The 17,234-nt window shown below is 42.4% G+C and carries 16 protein-coding genes; 3 read left to right on the top strand and 13 right to left on the bottom strand.

Going from position 1 to position 17,234, the window contains the following annotated elements; all coding sequences use genetic code 11:
* Window positions 1-6 precede the first annotated feature (6 nt).
* Entirely contained in the window at window positions 7-1,944 is a 1,938-nt protein-coding gene (gene thrS, locus JSY38_RS17275; protein WP_205114403.1) for a threonine--tRNA ligase, read from the bottom strand.
* A gap of 238 nt (window positions 1,945-2,182) precedes the next feature.
* On the opposite strand from thrS, the gene JSY38_RS17270 reads away from it, so the two are divergent.
* Together JSY38_RS17270 and JSY38_RS17265 are read left to right on the top strand one after the other, a co-directional pair.
* Window positions 2,183-2,809, top strand: coding sequence for an O-methyltransferase (locus JSY38_RS17270; RefSeq protein WP_114411091.1), 627 nt, complete (start codon window positions 2,183-2,185; stop codon window positions 2,807-2,809).
* Between the two features lie 94 nt (window positions 2,810-2,903).
* The gene (locus JSY38_RS17265) at window positions 2,904-3,605 is read left to right on the top strand and encodes a GIY-YIG nuclease family protein (RefSeq protein ID WP_114411092.1); all 702 of its coding nucleotides are present in this window, start codon (window positions 2,904-2,906) and stop codon (window positions 3,603-3,605) included.
* A gap of 92 nt (window positions 3,606-3,697) precedes the next feature.
* On the opposite strand, the gene JSY38_RS17260 is transcribed toward JSY38_RS17265, so the two are convergent.
* The 4 genes from JSY38_RS17260 to ppiC form a co-directional block, all read right to left on the bottom strand.
* Window positions 3,698-5,044 (bottom strand): class II 3-deoxy-7-phosphoheptulonate synthase, encoded by a 1,347-nt coding sequence (locus JSY38_RS17260; RefSeq protein ID WP_205114401.1) that lies wholly within the window; start codon window positions 5,042-5,044, stop codon window positions 3,698-3,700.
* 39 nt (window positions 5,045-5,083) lie between these two features.
* A complete protein-coding gene (locus JSY38_RS17255) occupies window positions 5,084-5,695 on the bottom strand; it encodes a helix-turn-helix domain-containing protein (protein WP_114411094.1) in 612 nt (203 codons plus the stop codon).
* A gap of 78 nt (window positions 5,696-5,773) precedes the next feature.
* The gene (locus JSY38_RS17250; RefSeq protein ID WP_114411095.1) at window positions 5,774-6,202 is read right to left on the bottom strand and encodes a protein tyrosine phosphatase family protein; all 429 of its coding nucleotides are present in this window, start codon (window positions 6,200-6,202) and stop codon (window positions 5,774-5,776) included.
* 12 nt (window positions 6,203-6,214) lie between these two features.
* Window positions 6,215-6,493, bottom strand: a complete 279-nt coding sequence (gene ppiC / locus JSY38_RS17245) for a peptidylprolyl isomerase PpiC (protein WP_205114399.1) — start codon at window positions 6,491-6,493, stop codon at window positions 6,215-6,217.
* 142 nt (window positions 6,494-6,635) lie between these two features.
* Between ppiC and JSY38_RS17240 the strand changes: the two genes are divergently transcribed.
* Window positions 6,636-7,433 carry a response regulator gene (locus tag JSY38_RS17240; protein WP_205114397.1) on the top strand — a complete coding sequence of 266 codons (798 nt, stop codon included), beginning with the start codon at window positions 6,636-6,638 and terminating at the stop codon, window positions 7,431-7,433.
* A 59-nt stretch (window positions 7,434-7,492) separates the two neighbouring features.
* Here the strand turns inward: JSY38_RS17240 and mutT are convergent, their stop codons facing one another.
* The 8 genes from mutT to JSY38_RS17200 all read right to left on the bottom strand — a co-directional run bounded on the left by mutT (window position 7,493) and on the right by JSY38_RS17200 (window position 17,234).
* A complete protein-coding gene (gene mutT, locus JSY38_RS17235) occupies window positions 7,493-7,876 on the bottom strand; it encodes an 8-oxo-dGTP diphosphatase MutT (protein ID WP_114411098.1) in 384 nt (127 codons plus the stop codon).
* Entirely contained in the window at window positions 7,876-9,099 is a 1,224-nt protein-coding gene (gene argJ / locus JSY38_RS17230; RefSeq protein WP_205114395.1) for a bifunctional glutamate N-acetyltransferase/amino-acid acetyltransferase ArgJ, read from the bottom strand. The genes mutT and argJ overlap by 1 nt, the downstream gene beginning before the upstream one ends.
* 15 nt (window positions 9,100-9,114) lie before the next feature.
* Window positions 9,115-11,814 (bottom strand): preprotein translocase subunit SecA, encoded by a 2,700-nt coding sequence (gene secA, locus JSY38_RS17225; RefSeq protein WP_205114372.1) that lies wholly within the window; start codon window positions 11,812-11,814, stop codon window positions 9,115-9,117.
* A gap of 143 nt (window positions 11,815-11,957) precedes the next feature.
* Window positions 11,958-12,875: a UDP-3-O-acyl-N-acetylglucosamine deacetylase gene (gene lpxC / locus JSY38_RS17220; protein ID WP_114411101.1), complete on the bottom strand. Its 918-nt coding sequence runs from the start codon at window positions 12,873-12,875 to the stop codon at window positions 11,958-11,960.
* Window positions 12,876-12,980: 105 nt separating this feature from the next.
* A complete protein-coding gene (ftsZ, locus tag JSY38_RS17215; RefSeq protein ID WP_205114370.1) occupies window positions 12,981-14,210 on the bottom strand; it encodes a cell division protein FtsZ in 1,230 nt (409 codons plus the stop codon).
* A gap of 39 nt (window positions 14,211-14,249) precedes the next feature.
* On the bottom strand, window positions 14,250-15,521 hold the full coding sequence (ftsA, locus tag JSY38_RS17210) for a cell division protein FtsA (protein WP_114411103.1): 1,272 nt from the start codon (window positions 15,519-15,521) through the stop codon (window positions 14,250-14,252).
* A gap of 75 nt (window positions 15,522-15,596) precedes the next feature.
* Entirely contained in the window at window positions 15,597-16,277 is a 681-nt protein-coding gene (locus tag JSY38_RS17205) for a cell division protein FtsQ/DivIB (RefSeq protein ID WP_205114368.1), read from the bottom strand.
* A 3-nt stretch (window positions 16,278-16,280) separates the two neighbouring features.
* Window positions 16,281-17,234 (bottom strand): D-alanine--D-alanine ligase, encoded by a 954-nt coding sequence (locus JSY38_RS17200; protein ID WP_114411105.1) that lies wholly within the window; start codon window positions 17,232-17,234, stop codon window positions 16,281-16,283.

The following is a 17,234-nucleotide window of genomic DNA, read 5'->3' as shown; positions in this document are numbered from 1 at the left end:
TACCTTTTATAGTACTATCTCCATTTCTTGTTTACGGCTACGGCGAGCAACTTCTTTTTGAAGCAAGTCTTCAAAATCGGAAATGCTCATCACTCCAAGGTCATCACCGGTACGAGTTCGAACAGCAACCTGCTGTTGCTCAACCTCTTTATCACCGACAACGATCATGTACGGCACTCGTTGTAGAGTATGCTCGCGGATTTTAAACCCGATCTTCTCGTTTCTCAAGTCAAGTTTTGCTCTAAAGCCATTTGAATTCAATCTTTTTTCCAAATCAGCACAATAGTCTGCTTGGCGATCAGTAATGTTCATGATAACAACTTGTTCAGGCGCAAGCCAGACCGGAAAGGCTCCTTCTGTCTCTTCGATCAAAATACCAATGAAGCGCTCAAGCGATCCAACAATCGCACGATGCAACATAACTGGTGTCTGACGAGAGCCATCTTCCGATACATATTGCGCACCTAGGCGAGTTGGCATCGAGAAATCAACCTGAATAGTACCACACTGCCAAACTCGGCCAATGGCATCTTTCAATGAAAACTCAATTTTAGGACCATAAAAAGCCCCTTCACCTGGTAACTCTTCCCAATCAAGCCCTGCAGAGTCCAATGCATCAGACAAGGCTTTCTCAGCTTTATCCCACACTTCATCTGAACCGACCCGTTGTTCTGGGCGTGTCGATAAACGATACACGATGTTATCAAAGCCAAAATCCGCATACACTTCGTGAAGCAGGTCAATAAACTCAGAAACTTCTGACTGAATTTGACCTTCTGTTACAAAGATATGACCATCATCTTGAACAAAGTTACGAACACGCATAATGCCATGCAATGCGCCTGAAGGTTCGTTACGGTGACAAGAGCCAAACTCAGCCATACGAAATGGCAGGTCACGGTAGCTCTTAAGACCTTGATTATAAACTTGTATATGACATGGACAGTTCATCGGTTTAACGGCGTAATCACGATTTTCAGAATGCGTTGTAAACATATTCTCGTGATATTTACCCCAATGCCCTGACTTCTCCCAAAGCACGCGATCAACGATCTGAGGCGTTTTCACCTCTTGATAGTTATTATCAATCTGCTTCTGACGCATATACTGCTCAACAGCTTGATATAATCTCCAACCTTTAGGATGCCAGAACACCATACCAGGTGCCTCTTCCTGCACATGAAAAAGGTCTAATTTCTTACCCAACTTACGATGGTCACGCTTTTCAGCTTCTTCGATTCGTGTCAGATAAGCTTTTAATTCTTTTTTGTCGTTCCAAGCCGTACCATAAATACGTTGCAACATTTCATTATTAGAGTCGCCACGCCAATAAGCGCCGGCCAACTTCATTAATTTAAAATGACGCAATACACGAGTATTTGGCACGTGAGGACCACGACACATATCCATGTATTCTTCGTGATTGTACAATCCAACTTCTTTGACTGATTCATCCATATCATCGATCAAGGCGACTTTATAGGACTCACCACGATCAACAAACTGTTGACGAGCATCAGCAATAGGCGTCATTTTTTTCACAACATCGTAATCGGCTTTCACCAATTCACCCATGCGCTTCTCGATCGCCACTAAATCATCCGGCGTAAAAGGACGCTCATATGAAATATCGTAATAGAAACCATGCTCAATCACAGGACCGATTGCCATTTCTGCGGTTGGATACAACTGCTTAACTGCATGACCAACAAGGTGAGCAAATGAGTGACGTATAATTTCTACACCCTCAGCATCTTTCCCTGTGATAATGCTCAATTTCGCATCTTCAGAAATCAATTCGCACGCATCAACAAGCTGGTCATTAATACGTCCTGCTACTGTTGCTTTAGCCAAACCCGGACCAATATCCTCGGCGACTTGCATAACAGTGACTGGGCTTGAAAAAGAACGTTGGCTGCCATCAGGCAAAGTAATTACAGGCATTTTATTCCCCTATCGGAGTCAGTGGTGCTCCATACCAAAGAGCACATGTAAATTTCAGCGCATAAATTACCATTTTTCGATTATTCATGCGAATCTAATTTAAATCGCCTTTTTATCTGCATGTATGGGACATCCACAAAAATCAAGCCTTTTTTCTACGTTTCAGCCATAGACATTATCGTCACGCGGAGTAAAATTGGCATCCGTTTCACACAGACTTCGCGTTCTAAAAGGCACTATGGATCTTAATACTCTTGACGACTACTGCATTGAGACTACTCAATCAGAACCTGAGCTTTTAATTGAGCTGGTTGAAAAAACCTACTCAGATATGGGCTACCCGAATAAGTTATCAGGAAAAACCATTGGCCGCACACTGAAGCTATTAACAAAAATAGCTCAGCCAAAGCGTGCTCTTGAAATTGGCATGTTTACTGGCTATTCCGCTTTATCCATCGCAGAAGGCATGCCTTCAGATGGTGAGCTTATTTGCTGTGAAACGAACCCTCGAGCGATTGAATTTGCTCAAACTTTTTTTGATCGTAGCGAACACGGTAAGAAAATCAAAGCGATTTTTGGCCCAGCCCTCGACACCATCAAATCCCTTGACGGGCAATTTGACCTTGTCTTTATCGATGCAGATAAACGCAACTACCTTAATTATTACGAAGCAGTAATACCGCTTGTGAGATCAGGTGGACTTATCATTATCGATAACTCCCTATGGCAAGGACGAGTACTAGACCCAAAAGAAAACAGCGATTTCGCTGTCAACCAAGTCAACCGCTTAATTGCGCAAGACAAGCGAGTTGAGAACGTTCATCTGAATGTTCGCGACGGTTTAAATATCGTCGTAAAACACTAACCCTATTTCTTATAAACCCCATTCACCTTTGGGTCTCCTCAGGTGAATGGGGTTTATGTGCTATTAAAAAGATATTACGTAAGAGGCAGCGATTTTGGTCGTTTTTAAAATCACAAATAACATCACTGGAAAGCACTATATTGGAACTTCTTTCAATAGCGGCTTCCAACGTTTCGAACAATACGTTGAAGCAACAAACGAAGGACTAGATTTTCCTTTATACAATGACATTAGGGAGAATGGCATTGAGGCGTTTACCGTCGAAGAACTATTTGAAACCAGCGACAAGCAAGAATTGTATGAACTAGAAACCGACTATATATCAATCTATAACGGTGAAAGCTTACGAGGTTACAAAATTGCTCAAACAGCCGAAAAATCAGCCGGCTTAAGCTTTGGCAAAAAAGCATTGTTTGACGCTAATGGTGTATCAACAGCAGAGCAGCCAAAGAAAACAAGAAAAGCAGCAACCAAAAAAACAGTTGAACTGCCAAAAAAAACGATTGAGCCAGCACCAACAGCCAAATCCTTCTTCGGCGAACTTATTGGAGAAGAAAGACTAAGTGGTGCAGCTGCTGCCAAGGAACCGGAAAAGAAAAAAGCGCCAGCCCGAACCAAAAGCAAAGCCAGCATACAAAAAATGCTCAACGAAGCTGAAAAAGCATCAAAAAAAGAACGTGAAGAAAAATTAAAATCACAACAACAAGCAGAAGCAGAAGAAATGGCTCTGATCATGGCAAAGATTGATGTGACATCAAAATCTTCCACATCAGCCTTCCGACGCCGAAAAGGCTAACAGCTTTAGCAGATAACCATAAAAAAGCTCAGTTAGAAATCTAACTGAGCTTTTTTTCGATAATCACTTATCCCATCAAGGAATGCGAAAAATTATGATCTCGCCTTCTTAAGTGTTTCAGAAATCATAAACGCCAATTCTAATGACTGATCAGCATTCAACCTCGGATCACAATGAGTATGGTAACGATCAGCCAAATCCGCCTCAGTCACTTTAAAAGCACCACCCACACATTCAGTAACATTCTGTCCTGTCATTTCAAAATGAACACCGCCAGCGTAACTACCTTCAGCATGATGCACTTGAAAAAATTGCTGAACTTCTTTTAACACATCATCCACTCGACGCGTCTTATAGCCAGTAGAAGCCTTAACCGTATTACCATGCATTGGGTCACTACTCCACACAACGTTCTTGCCTTCACGCTGAATAGCCTGAATCAATTTAGGCATACCATCTTCAACTTTATCCGCACCCATTCGAACAATAATATTCAAACGGCCCGCTTCATTATCTGGATTTAAAACATCACACAACTTCAATAGATCTTCAGGATCCATAGACGGGCCAGCTTTCACACCAATAGGATTCTGAACACCACGCAGAAACTCAACGTGCGCACCATCTAATTGACGCGTTCTGTCGCCGATCCATAACATATGAGCCGAACAGTCATACCACTCACCAGTCAAACTGTCTTTACGAGTTAACGCCTGCTCATAAGGCAATAATAGAGCTTCGTGTGACGTATAAAAGTCGGTTTCCTTAAGCTGAGATAAGCCTGCACCAACACCACAAGCCTCCATAAATTGCAAAGCATCATCAATTTTATCTGCGACACCTTGATAGCGACCGCCTGCAGGGCTTGCACTTAAAAAGTCCAAATTCCACTGGTGAACTTGATGCAAATCCGCAAAGCCACCTTGTGAAAATGCACGAAGCAAGTTCATTGTCGAAGCACTCTGATTGTAAACTTGCACCAGACGTTCAGGATCAGGAATACGAGCTTGCTCGGTGAAATCAATACCATTAATAATGTCACCACGATAACTTGGCAGCTCAACACCATTAATCACTTCTGTACCCGCAGATCTTGGCTTAGCAAACTGACCAGCCATACGGCCAACCTTCACAACAGGACACTTACCCGCATAAGTCAAAACTACAGCCATCTGCAGCATAACTTTAAACGTGTCGCGAATATTATTTGCATGAAACTCCGCAAAACTCTCCGCGCAATCACCACCTTGCAATAAAAACGACTGCCGATTAGCCACTTGAGCCAAGGCCTTTTTAAGCTGACGCGCTTCACCTGCAAAAACAAGAGGAGGCATTTTACCTAATGTATTCTCTACCTGAGCCAAATGCTCAGCATTAGGATAAACTGGCTGCTGCAGCGCCGTTTTATCTCTCCAACTTGTTAATCCCCACTGCTCCATAACGCAATACAACCTTCTCAAAAATTATTAATTAATATATCAACGGGCCACAACCCAAAGTATTTCAGCATCTTTTGCCGACAATGAAACAACGGCATGCCCCATAGATGCATCATAATACACACTATCACCTTCTTTTAATTCAATCGGCTCATAGAGTTCAGAGAAAAAATTAATTTTCCCCCGCAAGACCAATAGAAACTCTTCCCCATCATGGCGCACCCACTCTTTAAACTCTGTAAAGGACCTCGCTCTTACAGTAGTCTTGAAGGGCACCATTTTTTTACGACTGATAGAAAAATTCAGCAATTCATGCTCATACGTTGCTGTAGGATGAGGCTCTCCTCGACCTTTACGCGTCACATCCCTTCGCCCAGCAATAGAATGCTCACTCGCCTCAACAAACAACTGAGGCAAATCCATTTCCAAACCATTTATAAGCTTTTGAACAATAGCAAAACTAGGCGAGACTTGATCATTTTCAATTTTCGACAATGTAGAGCGTGCGATTCCAGTCTTTTTCCCCACTTCTTCCAGCGTCCACCCTCTTGCAAGGCGAATTTCCTTAACACGCTTCCCCAGCTCTAACGGCTCAACAAAACGATCAGGATCAGAAGCTGTGGCTGTTTCTAACGACGGTCGACTAACCATAAATTACCATTACTACATATTCACAAAGAAAGAAAAATGCCTGTTAAACCTCAGATATTCCCAGAAGCATACTGACCGCTATTTATTTAACAAAGGCGCCATTGCAGCTGCACATCGAGAAAGATCAAACCCCTTCCCCGCCACATAAGAACTAAGCTCATCAGACGACTTACCCTTGGCATTTTCAGACAACAGCCACAATACTGATGAGCGAGTTCCTGTACGGCAAAAAGCCAACGTTTTTTTACTGTCAATTAATGCTTCAGCCTGAACTCTAACATGCTCTTTTGATAACTTAGATAAGTCAATTGGATTACTAACATACTCAAGACCCAGTACTTCAGCCTCAGCGCGCAAATCATTATCTGTAGGCTGGTCATCCGATTCTAAATCAGGGCGATTATTAATTATTTTTTCAAACCCCAAACCCTTTAACGTCTCTATATCTTCTACCAAGATTTGAGGTGCAACATAATACAAGCCATCTAGTTGAACTAAATTATTCATTTTCACCCACCCTTACGAACGATATAACACTTTAATTAAATGGAAACCAAACTGTGTTTTAACTGGCCCCTGAATCTTATAAAGAGGCCCACCAAATACAGCCTTATCAAAAGCAGGAACCATATCTCCTTTGCGAAACTCACCAAGATCTCCACCCTTCTTACCGGAAGGGCAAGTTGAAAATTGTTTGGCCAATTTATGAAAGTCAGCTCCTTTATCCAACTTAACTTTTAATGAATCAGCTTCCGCTTTGGTTTTTACCAAGATATGACACGCACTTGCCGTCGACATTACCACTCCCACAATTCAAATAGACTAGATAAAACATGTTAACCTATTTAGTATAATCAAATTAAGCAGTAAGCAACCATTAACGCGAAATAGTCCAAGTAAACGTCGTAACAACACAAAACAGAATAGGCAACTTTACAATATGAGCACTTATGCAGCGATAAATGACCTGTCTTTTCTCCTAGTAGAACCGTCAGACACTCAGAAAAAGATTATTACAAAAGCGCTTGAAGATGCCGGCATAAAGCAAATCGAGTACGCAAACAGCATCCAAGAAGCAATGAGCTTGCTCACCTCTTTTCCGCCAGATCTAGTTATTTCGTCGATGTATCTTCCTGACGGAACAGCAAATGAACTTATTGATAAAATTCGCGCTGACCCAGACACTGAAAGCCAGTGTTTCATGTTAATTTCTAGCGAAAGAAATCGAGAACATCTAGAACACCTTAGACAATCAGGCGTACTTGCAATATTACCTAAACCTTTCACCCAAAAAGACTTAAAAAGAGCCATTCACGCCACTCTAGATTTAATTATTGAAGAAGAAATTGATTTAGAGTTATTCGACCCAAGAACACTGCGAGTGCTTATCACGGACGACAGCCTTATGGCGCGAAAGCACATTAGCAAAACGCTGAACACAATGGGAATTGAAGATATTCAATTTGCTGAAAACGGTAAGGAAGCAATACTCCTACTCAATGAAATGGAATTCGATCTTATTGTTACAGACTATAATATGCCTGAAATGGATGGCCTAGAGCTTACTGATGCCGTTAGATTGGATCCATCTTTAGCACATATACCGATATTGATGGTTAGCTCTAATGCAGAAGACAGTCAGCTATCAAATATCGCCCAAGAAGGGGTTGATGCTATCTGCGGAAAACCTTTTGAGCCCAGCACAGTAAGAAAATTACTGGCAAAAATACTGAGCTAAAAACAAAAAAAAGAGCTTCAACCGAAGCTCTTTTTTTAATCTAAAAGAATTACTACCACCTAAGAAAGCAGCAAATCGGCAACAATCTCTTTATTCGCTTCCGGAAAGTCATATGAAGACAAATCAGAAATTGGCACCCAAGAAGCTTGCTGACCTTCACTACCCATAGGCTCACCGTCAAACTTTGTTACTTTATAAAAACAAAGCTCAACTTGCTTATCTCCATAATCGTGGGCAATGGTTTTAAAAAAAGAGCTCTCAGTGACAACTATGCCACACTCCTCTTTTAGCTCTCTACTTAAAGCACTCTCCGGAGACTCTGTAGACTCACACTTACCACCTGGAAATTCCCACAAACCACCTTGATGCTGGTTTGATTTGCGCAGAGCAATGAAAACAGAATCATCTCGAAGAATAATACCTGCTGCAACCCTGACCAGCATTAGGTACGGTACTCTGCATTAATAGTGACATACTCATGCGAGAAATCAGTCGTCCAAACAATGTCAGATTCAGACCCCATGCCCATGTCGAGCACTACATGTATTTCTTCTGGAGCCATTGCCTGCTTGCCATGCTCTTCTAAATAATCTGGAGAACGGCCGCCATCACGAGCCACCTCAAAACCATTGATGTGAAGTTGAACACGATCAACATCTAAACCATCAACACCAGCACGACCCACGACCGCCAAAATACGACCCCAATTCGGGTCAGAAGCAAAAAGCGCCGTCTTAACCAGAGGCGAATGCGCAATTTCAAATGCAACTTTTGTCGCATCAGGCTCAACAGCCGCACCAACAACTTCAACGGTAACAAACTTAGTTGCCCCCTCACCATCACGAACAATAGCGTGAGCCAACTCTTGCATGACCTCGGTAAAGGCAGCAATAAAAGCTTGCGCTAGCGGCTCATCAACAGAAGTCACTTTCGCGTTTCCTGCCATGCCAGTTGCCACAGCAATACAAGAGTCATTGGTGGAAGTATCACTATCAACCGTAATACGGTTAAAGCTCTTATTCACCACATCCTTCAAGATTGCCTGAAGCACCTCAACATCCATCGCAATATCACTGCAAACATAGCCCAGCATGGTCGCCATATTAGGACGAATCATGCCGGCACCTTTTGAAATGCCCGCAATAGAAAAAGTTCGATCTTCAAATTCAAAAGTTCGAACAGAACCCTTTGGCAAAGTATCGGTAGTCATAATGCCAACACCAGCTGACTTCCAGTTATCACCTGATAAATTCTCAAGCGCTTTAGGAATAGCGGCAACAATTTTCGCCACTGGCAACGGCTCACCAATAACACCTGTAGAGAAAGGCAAAATAGATTCGACACTCACTCCAGTCTCATGAGCCAAAACCTCACAAGTTTTTAAAGCAGTATCGAGTCCTGATTTCCCCGTACCAGCGTTTGCATTACCTGTATTAATTAGCAGATAACGACTGCCATCGGACAAGCCTAAATGCTTCTGACAAATACGCACAGGAGCTGCACAAAAAGCATTTTGAGTAAAAACCCCAGCAACAGAGGCACCTTCGCATAACTCAAAAATCACAACATCTTTTTTGTTGGGCTTTTTAATTCCAGCCTCTGCAACACCAATTCTTATTCCTTTTATTTCAGGAATAAGAGGAAAATCATGCAACCCTACAGCCATTTAAACTTTCTCCAATTAAACCAGACTACCGTGACATTGTTTATATTTTTTACCAGAACCACATGGACAAGGCTCATTTCGGCCTACTTTAGGATACTCTTGAGTCTCAGTAGAGCCCTCTTCTAAAGCATTTAATGATTCATGAACCATGCTTACAGTTATTTTCTCTTCTTGCTTCTTACGAGCCGCTTCTATTTTTTCGGCCTCTTCTGCAGACTGCACTCTCACACGAGTAATAATTTGAATCACTTCAAACTTAATCTGCTCTAGCAAGCCTTGGAAAAGCTCAAACGATTCACGCTTATATTCCTGCTTTGGATTCTTTTGTGCGTAACCACGCAAATGAATACCCTGTCTAAGCATATCCATGGTCTGGAGATGCTCTTTCCAAAGAGTATCAAGAACCTGTAGAAGAACTTGCTTCTCAAAGGATCTAAATGAGCTTTCACCAGCAACTTTCTCTTTTGACTGATAATCATCAACAAAAGCATCCAAGATTTTTTGACGAAGAGGCTCTTCATATAACTTTTTATCTTCTTCCACCCATGCAGAAATAGGAAGCTCTAGGCCAAATTCATTACGAATCTTATCCTCTAACCCTACAAGGTCCCACATATCAAAAATACTTTGCGGCGGAATAAATTCATCAATGACACCAGCAACAACTTCTTCTCGCATCGCTGAAATAGCCTCAGAAAGATCTTCTGACACCATCATGTCAAAGCGCTGACGATAAATAACCTGACGCTGATCATTTGCCACGTCATCGTATTCAAGTAACTGTTTACGAATATCAAAGTTACGACCCTCAACCTTACGCTGAGCCTTCTCAATCGCATTCGAAACCATTTTGTGCTCTATGGCTTCGCCTTTCTCCATACCCAATGCCATCATCATTTTCTTGATGCGGTCAGACATAAAAATACGCATCAAGTTGTCTTCTAATGACAAATAGAAACGTGAAGAACCAACATCACCTTGACGGCCTGCTCGACCACGCAATTGGTTATCAATACGACGAGACTCATGTCGTTCAGTACCGATTATATGCAAACCACCTGCAGCCAATACTGAATCATTACGAGACTTCCAATCTGCTTTCAATGCATCAATACTTTCTTGGCTAGCTCCTTCGCCTAGTCGAGCTAGCTCAACCTGCAAGTTACCACCCAACACTATATCCGTACCACGACCAGCCATATTGGTTGCAATTGTTACAGCACCAGGACGACCCGCATCAGCTACAATTTCTGCTTCACGCTCATGCTGCTTGGCATTCAAAACGTTATGCTTTACATTTTTCTTAACAAGATAATTTGAAAGCAGCTCAGAATATTCGATCGAAGCGGTACCGACCAATACTGGACGCCCTTGCCCAACAATCTCTTCAATATCCAGGACGATCGCTTCAAACTTATCTTCCGTCGACATATAAATTAAGTCGTTATAGTCCTTACGCTGAACCTGACGGTTGGTCGGAATAACAATAACGGATAGGCCGTAAATCTGCTGAAATTCAAAGGCTTCCGTATCAGCAGTACCCGTCATTCCAGATAGTTTGTCATATAGACGGAAGTAATTTTGGAAGGTTGTTGACGCTAATGTTTGGCTTTCCGCCTGAATAGTCACACCTTCTTTTGCTTCTACCGCTTGGTGGATACCCTCAGACCAGCGACGACCAGCCATCGTTCGGCCCGTATGCTCATCAACAATAACAATCTGATCTCCCTGGATCACATAATCAATGTTTTTCTTGAAGATAACATGCGCTTTCATACAAGCATGAACATGGTGTAATAAAGAAAGGTTGCCTGCAGCATAAAGGCTTTCACCTTCACCTAATAGCTCTTGCTCTACCAACCAGCCCTCAACAAATGAGTGCCCCTCTTCCGTTAGCTCTATACTACGCTGTGACTCATCAAAAACGTAATGACCTGTAATCTCATCACTGTCAGCATCAGCGTCCTCTTGTTTAACCAGTAATGGAGCTAACTGATTAATCTTGCGGTACTGCTCTGAGCTGTCTTCTACAGCACCAGAAATAATCAGAGGCGTTCTCGCCTCATCTATTAAGATGGAGTCAACTTCATCGACGACAGAGAAGTTCAAATCACGTTGAACGCGATCTTCTAAACGGAACACCATATTGTCACGAAGATAGTCAAAACCAAATTCGTTATTCGTTCCATAAGTAATATCGCACAAGTAAGCTGATTTTTTCTCGTCTCGCTCTTGACCAGAAAAAACAACTCCAACACTCATATCTAAGAACTCATACAAAGGACGCATCCAATTCGCATCACGCTTGGCCAGGTAATCATTTACCGTAACAACGTGAACGCCTTTAGACGTTAATGCATTTAGATACACCGCCAGCGTTGCTACAAGTGTTTTACCTTCACCCGTTCGCATCTCAGCAATCTTGCCTTCGTTTAGTACCATTCCACCAATGAGCTGCACATCAAAGTGGCGCATACCCATCACGCGACTACTACCTTCTCTGACGACAGCAAATGCCTCAGGTAAAATAGAATCAAGCGATTCACCTTTTTCTAGGCGCTCACGGAATTCACTGGTTTTTCCAGACAAATCATCATCTGATAACTTTTGGAAAGATTCTTCGAATTGATTAATTTGCGTAACGACTTTTTTGAATCGTTTTACTTCTCGGTCATTCTTTGTGCCGACAATTTTTTTAATTACACTTCCTAGCATCTTGAACTCAACGTAGCCAATTAGTAATAAATACAGTCTACCACGGTAATGTGAGACAAAACATGAAATATCAAGGACCTAAATACAAAAAAACCAGACATATAGTCTGGTTTTTATGTATTCGATCAAGATTTAATCACTCATTAAGCACCAACAAAAGCGGGCTCTACATAAGAAATAGGCGTTGTTTGCGCTTCATCTTCGAAAACAACATACTCCCAAGCATCTTGATGCTCAAGCAAGGCTAGCAAAAGCTTATTGTTCAGAGCGTGGCCTGATTTATAAGCTTTGTATTCACCAATTAAGCTATGACCCAAAAGATAAAGATCACCAATCGCATCCAATACCTTATGACGAACTAGCTCATCACGGTAACGCAAACCTTCATCATTCAAGACGCGATAATCATCAAGAACAATTGCATTTTCCATATTCGCGCCACGAGCAAGGTTATTATTTTTGAAGTATTCTAAATCCTTCATAAAACCAAAAGTACGAGCTCGGCTAATTTCTTTCACAAAAGTAGTCGTTGAAAAGTCAAACGACGTACTTTGAACATCTTCACCAATGGCTGGGTGCTGAAAATCAATTGTAAACGACAGTCGAAAACCGGAGTGAGGCTCAAGAGAGGCAAATTTATCACCCTCATCAACTCGGATAGGCTTCTTAACTCGAATAAATCGCTTAGGTGCGTTTTGAGCTTCCAACCCAGCGGACTGCAGAAGAAAAACAAAAGGGCTCGCACTTCCATCCATAAGAGGAATTTCGCTAGCACTTACTTCTACATAGGCGTTATCAACACCCAAACCCGCCATTGCAGATAACAAATGCTCTACAGTACTAACCTTCACATCACCCTGACATAAAGCCGTAGCAAAATTTGTTGACCCAACCGCCTTTGCGTCGCCATGAATCTCTACAACTGGATCCAAGTCTGTACGAACAAATACGATACCCGTATTTACAGGAGCAGGCTTTAATGTCAAATACACCTTCTCGCCAGAGTGTAAACCCACTCCAGTTGCTCGAATAATGTTTTTTAGTGTGTGTTGGCGTACCATTTGATTCCTACATTTTTATGACTGGATACTATTCTTTACAAATAATATCAATAACACATTTTATATACAATCCAACCTTTTGATATTGCATCGTTTTTGCTAAAACTAGTCAGCTTGTCGACGCAGAAAAGCCGGAATGTCCAAGTATGACAATTTATCGCTACTTGAAATAGAAGATGAATCAGCAGACTCATTTTTTTCATCCAAGTTTTTCTCTACAACTTCCACCTTGGTATTAACCGAAGGCTTAGACTCAGGCTGAGCCACTGACACTTTCGCTTCAGTGTTTTCAACAACTTGCTCGACCTTTGTCACAACCGGTTGAGAGACAGCAGATTCACCAACAGCAGACTTCATTTCAACTGCGGTACGACCCTCTAAACCAGTAGCAACCACCGTAACTCGCATCTCATCACCTACACTAGGATCGATAGCACAACCAATTACGACAGTAGCATCTTCCGATGCATATTCTTCAATAATTCCACCAACCTCAGTAAACTCAGACAACCCAACCTCTTCGTTGGCTGTAATGTTTACTAGCACACCACGTGCACCCCTAAGATTGATATCTTCAAGCAATGGATTGTGGATTGCAGCCTCGGCAGCCACTCTCGCTCTATCCTCACCTGATGCAGACCCAGTACCCATCATCGCCATCCCCATCTCAGACATAACCGTTCTTACATCTGCAAAGTCGACGTTGATCAAACCAGGTCGCATGATCAAATCTGTAATACCCTGAACCGCATTAAACAAAACATTATTTGCTTCACCAAACGCCTTCAGTAAGGAAATATTTTTACCCAATACTGGCAACAAACGTTCATTTGGCACTGTTATTAATGAATCGACATTTTCGCGCAATTCTTTAACACCATCTTCTGCAACACGCGCTCGTCGACGACCTTCAAATGGAAAAGGCTTAGTAACAACAGCAACCGTCAATATTCCAAGCTCACGCGCTACCTTAGCAATCACTGGTGCAGCACCTGTACCTGTACCGCCACCCATACCAGCGGTAATAAAAACCATATCCGCGCCAGTTAATAACTGAGTAATCTTTTCTTGATCTTCTAATGCAGAATCACGACCCACTTCTGGATTTGCACCTGCGCCCAATCCTTTGGTAATCGTTGAACCCAGCTGTAAAGAAACTCCTGTCTCAAAACCTATCAGCGCTTTTGAATCTGTATTGGCGCAAATAAACTCAACGCCCTCCAGTCGGTTCTCAAGCATGTGACGTACGGCATTGCCACCACCGCCACCAACACCAATAACTTTAATAACAGCATTGTCTGATAGATTATCTTCGGCTAAATCAAAGACATTCATGGGCTTATCGCTCCTCAATAAATTCGTAATCACTTCTGACTAAATATAACTTTGAAACCAGTGTTTAAGTTTCTGCCACGCCTTCGCTGCACTGAAGGATGACCCGATTTCTTTAGGTGCCAGAACTGACGTTTCTCGTTTAGTTTGCGTCTTAGACATCATCCGCTTCGAGATTTCGGTTACTTCAGCCTCTTTACTGCCATAAGCCAATAATCCAACACTTGTTGAATATATAGGGTTATCGACAATGTCCGACATTCCTTTAGTACAATCTGGTAAAGATAGTCGAACAGGCATCTGGAAAACCTTTTCCGCCAGTTCAGCCGCCCCTTCCATTAGGGACGTACCCCCAGTAATAACAATACCTGCAGGTATACGCTCAGCATATCCACTGCGTCTTAATTCATCCAAAACTAAATTGTAAATTTCTTCGTACCTAGCCTCTACAACTTCGGTTAAGGCATGGCGTGTGATCGATCTTGGCTGACGATCACCAACACTTGGCACCTGAAGAACCTGATCTGCAGATGCCATAGAAGACATAGCGCATGCATACTTCACTTTAATTTCTTCTGCATGCTGAGTCGGTGTACGCAGAGCCATCGAAATATCGTTCGTGACCTGATCACCCGCCACTGGAACCACAGCGGTATGATGCAAGGCACCATCAAGCCAAACTGCGATATCAGATGTTCCAGCACCAATATCTATTAAACAAACACCTAACTCTTTTTCGTCTTCACTTAGTGAAGATTCGCTCGAAGCCAACTGTGAGAGAATGACGCCATCCACTCCCAGCCCACAACGTTTAATACACTTTTCTACGTTCATCACAGCGTTAACAGCACCGGATATTAAATGAACGTTAGCCTCCAAACGAACACCAGACATACCCAAAGGATCTTTAATACCTTCTTGTGAATCAATATGGTATTCCTGAGGCAAAATATGTATGACTCGCTGATCTGAGGATATTGGTACCGCTTGTGCAGCATCAATTACTCGATCTATGTCTTCTTTCTGCACTTCACCATTTTTCACAGCAACAATGCCATGAGAGTTCAGGCTACGTATATGACTCCCAGCAACACTGACATAAACAGAATGTATATTACAACCTGCCATCAACTCCGCTTCTTCAACAGCTCTTTGGATAGACTGTACTGTTGACTCAATATTGATGACAACACCACGTTTCATACCCTTTGAACTATGAGAGCCAATACCGACAATTTCCAAACTACCATCAGCCAGAACTTCGCCAACCAAACAGATAACTTTCGATGTGCCTACATCCAAACCGACTATCATTTTACCTTCCCGGCATTACGTGTTTTTATGATGACCTCTTTTATACTGTTTAAAAAAGCAACAAACAGGCCAACATTATTTATTTTTTGTCCAACCAACTGCTACCCCATGAGGATAGCGAGCATCGACAGACGTTATTTGATCTATTCTACCCGATAAATCACTTTTATACACCGCTATAAAGCGCTGTAACCGCTCTAATATCTCGCTCCTCCCCAGCTTAACCGCCACACCGTTACTAAAAACAATATTCCATGCCCCCCTTGGCTCTAAGGTAAGGGAAAATATGCGCAATGAGGATGAAGCAAGCACTTGGCTCACCAACCCAAACTGCTCAAGCACAATATCACTTGAATCTTCTGGACCATAAAGCCGAGTAAGCGGCAAATCAGGAACCGTTTTCGGGGTAATAACGGCAGCAGAGGTGGAAAGAACTTGCCTATCACCCCAGTATGCTAGAGGCGCATGCTCATGAACAAGCACCTGCAATGTATTTGGCCAAACTTTACGAATCTCTGCACTTGCCACCCACTCTGATGACAAAACCGTTGCTAAAGCATCAGATAAAGAAACACTTAAAAGGCTTTGATCGAGCAAAGAAGAAAAATCTGACTGCAACTCTGCTTTAGTCGCATATTTCAAATCACCTTTGATCTCAATATTTTCAATAGCAAACCAAGTTTCAGAGGAATCTTTTCCCTGAAACGTGGCTACCAATATTAGTAATATCGCCCCAATGAGTGCCGCTATTCTCATGACTTAGTTACGCCCTACTTTATCCCAGGCATTTTGCGCAATTTTTTCTACAAGTGAAGCGTAGTCAATTCCAACATAATTAGCAGCCATAGGAACCAAGCTATGAGACGTCATACCTGGCGCAGTATTTACTTCCAGCACCCAAAAAACACCTGCTTGATCGCGCATCACATCAACACGCCCCCAACCAGAACAACCTAATGAACGATAAGCATCCAACGCTAACATTTGCAGCTCATTTTCATCATCTTCATTCAAACCACAAGGTAAAAGATACTCTGTATCATCTGCTATGTACTTAGCCTCGTAATCATAAAGTTTATGGTCTGGAGCAGGCTTAAGCCCTATTGGAGGGTAAGCCACGTCATCGATTATAGTAATTGTAAACTCAGGCCCATCAACAAACTCTTCAACCAGAACATCAGAGTCATACTCAAGCGCCTTAATAAGTGCTTCATCAAGCTCGATTCTATTGGTTGCTTTATTAATTCCAATGGTCGAACCCTCTCTTGAAGGCTTCACTATCACGGGATAAGACATTTGCTCTTCAATAACATCTGCATTGGCGTGCCCGACAAAAGACAAATAAGCCGGTGTTGGAATCCCAATACCATGCCAAAAGCGCTTGGTTAGGACTTTATCCATTGCAAGACCACAGGCCAAAGGCGAACTACCAGTATAAGGTTTACCAAACATTTCAAGCAAAGCCTGAACTCGACCATCCTCACCTTCCCCACCATGTAACGCTATGAAAGCAAGATCAAATTCAATAGACTGCAACTGCACAATAGGATCCAGAGTGGCACTTGAACCATAAAGGTCCAACTCAACCACCTGAAAGCCTTTTGTTCTAAGCCCCTCCGCGACCAGAGGACCACTTTGCATCGACACTTCACGCTCTGCTGATCGGCCACCATAAATAACAACAATTACAGCTTCTTTTAGTGTTTTTGACAT

Origin of the sequence: Marinomonas foliarum (genome assembly GCF_016906065.1) — a bacterium.
Taxonomy (GTDB): Bacteria; Pseudomonadota; Gammaproteobacteria; order Pseudomonadales; family Marinomonadaceae; genus Marinomonas; species Marinomonas foliarum.
Note: the sequence above shows the minus strand (reverse complement) of the source record. Positions and strands in the feature narration are given on the sequence as shown.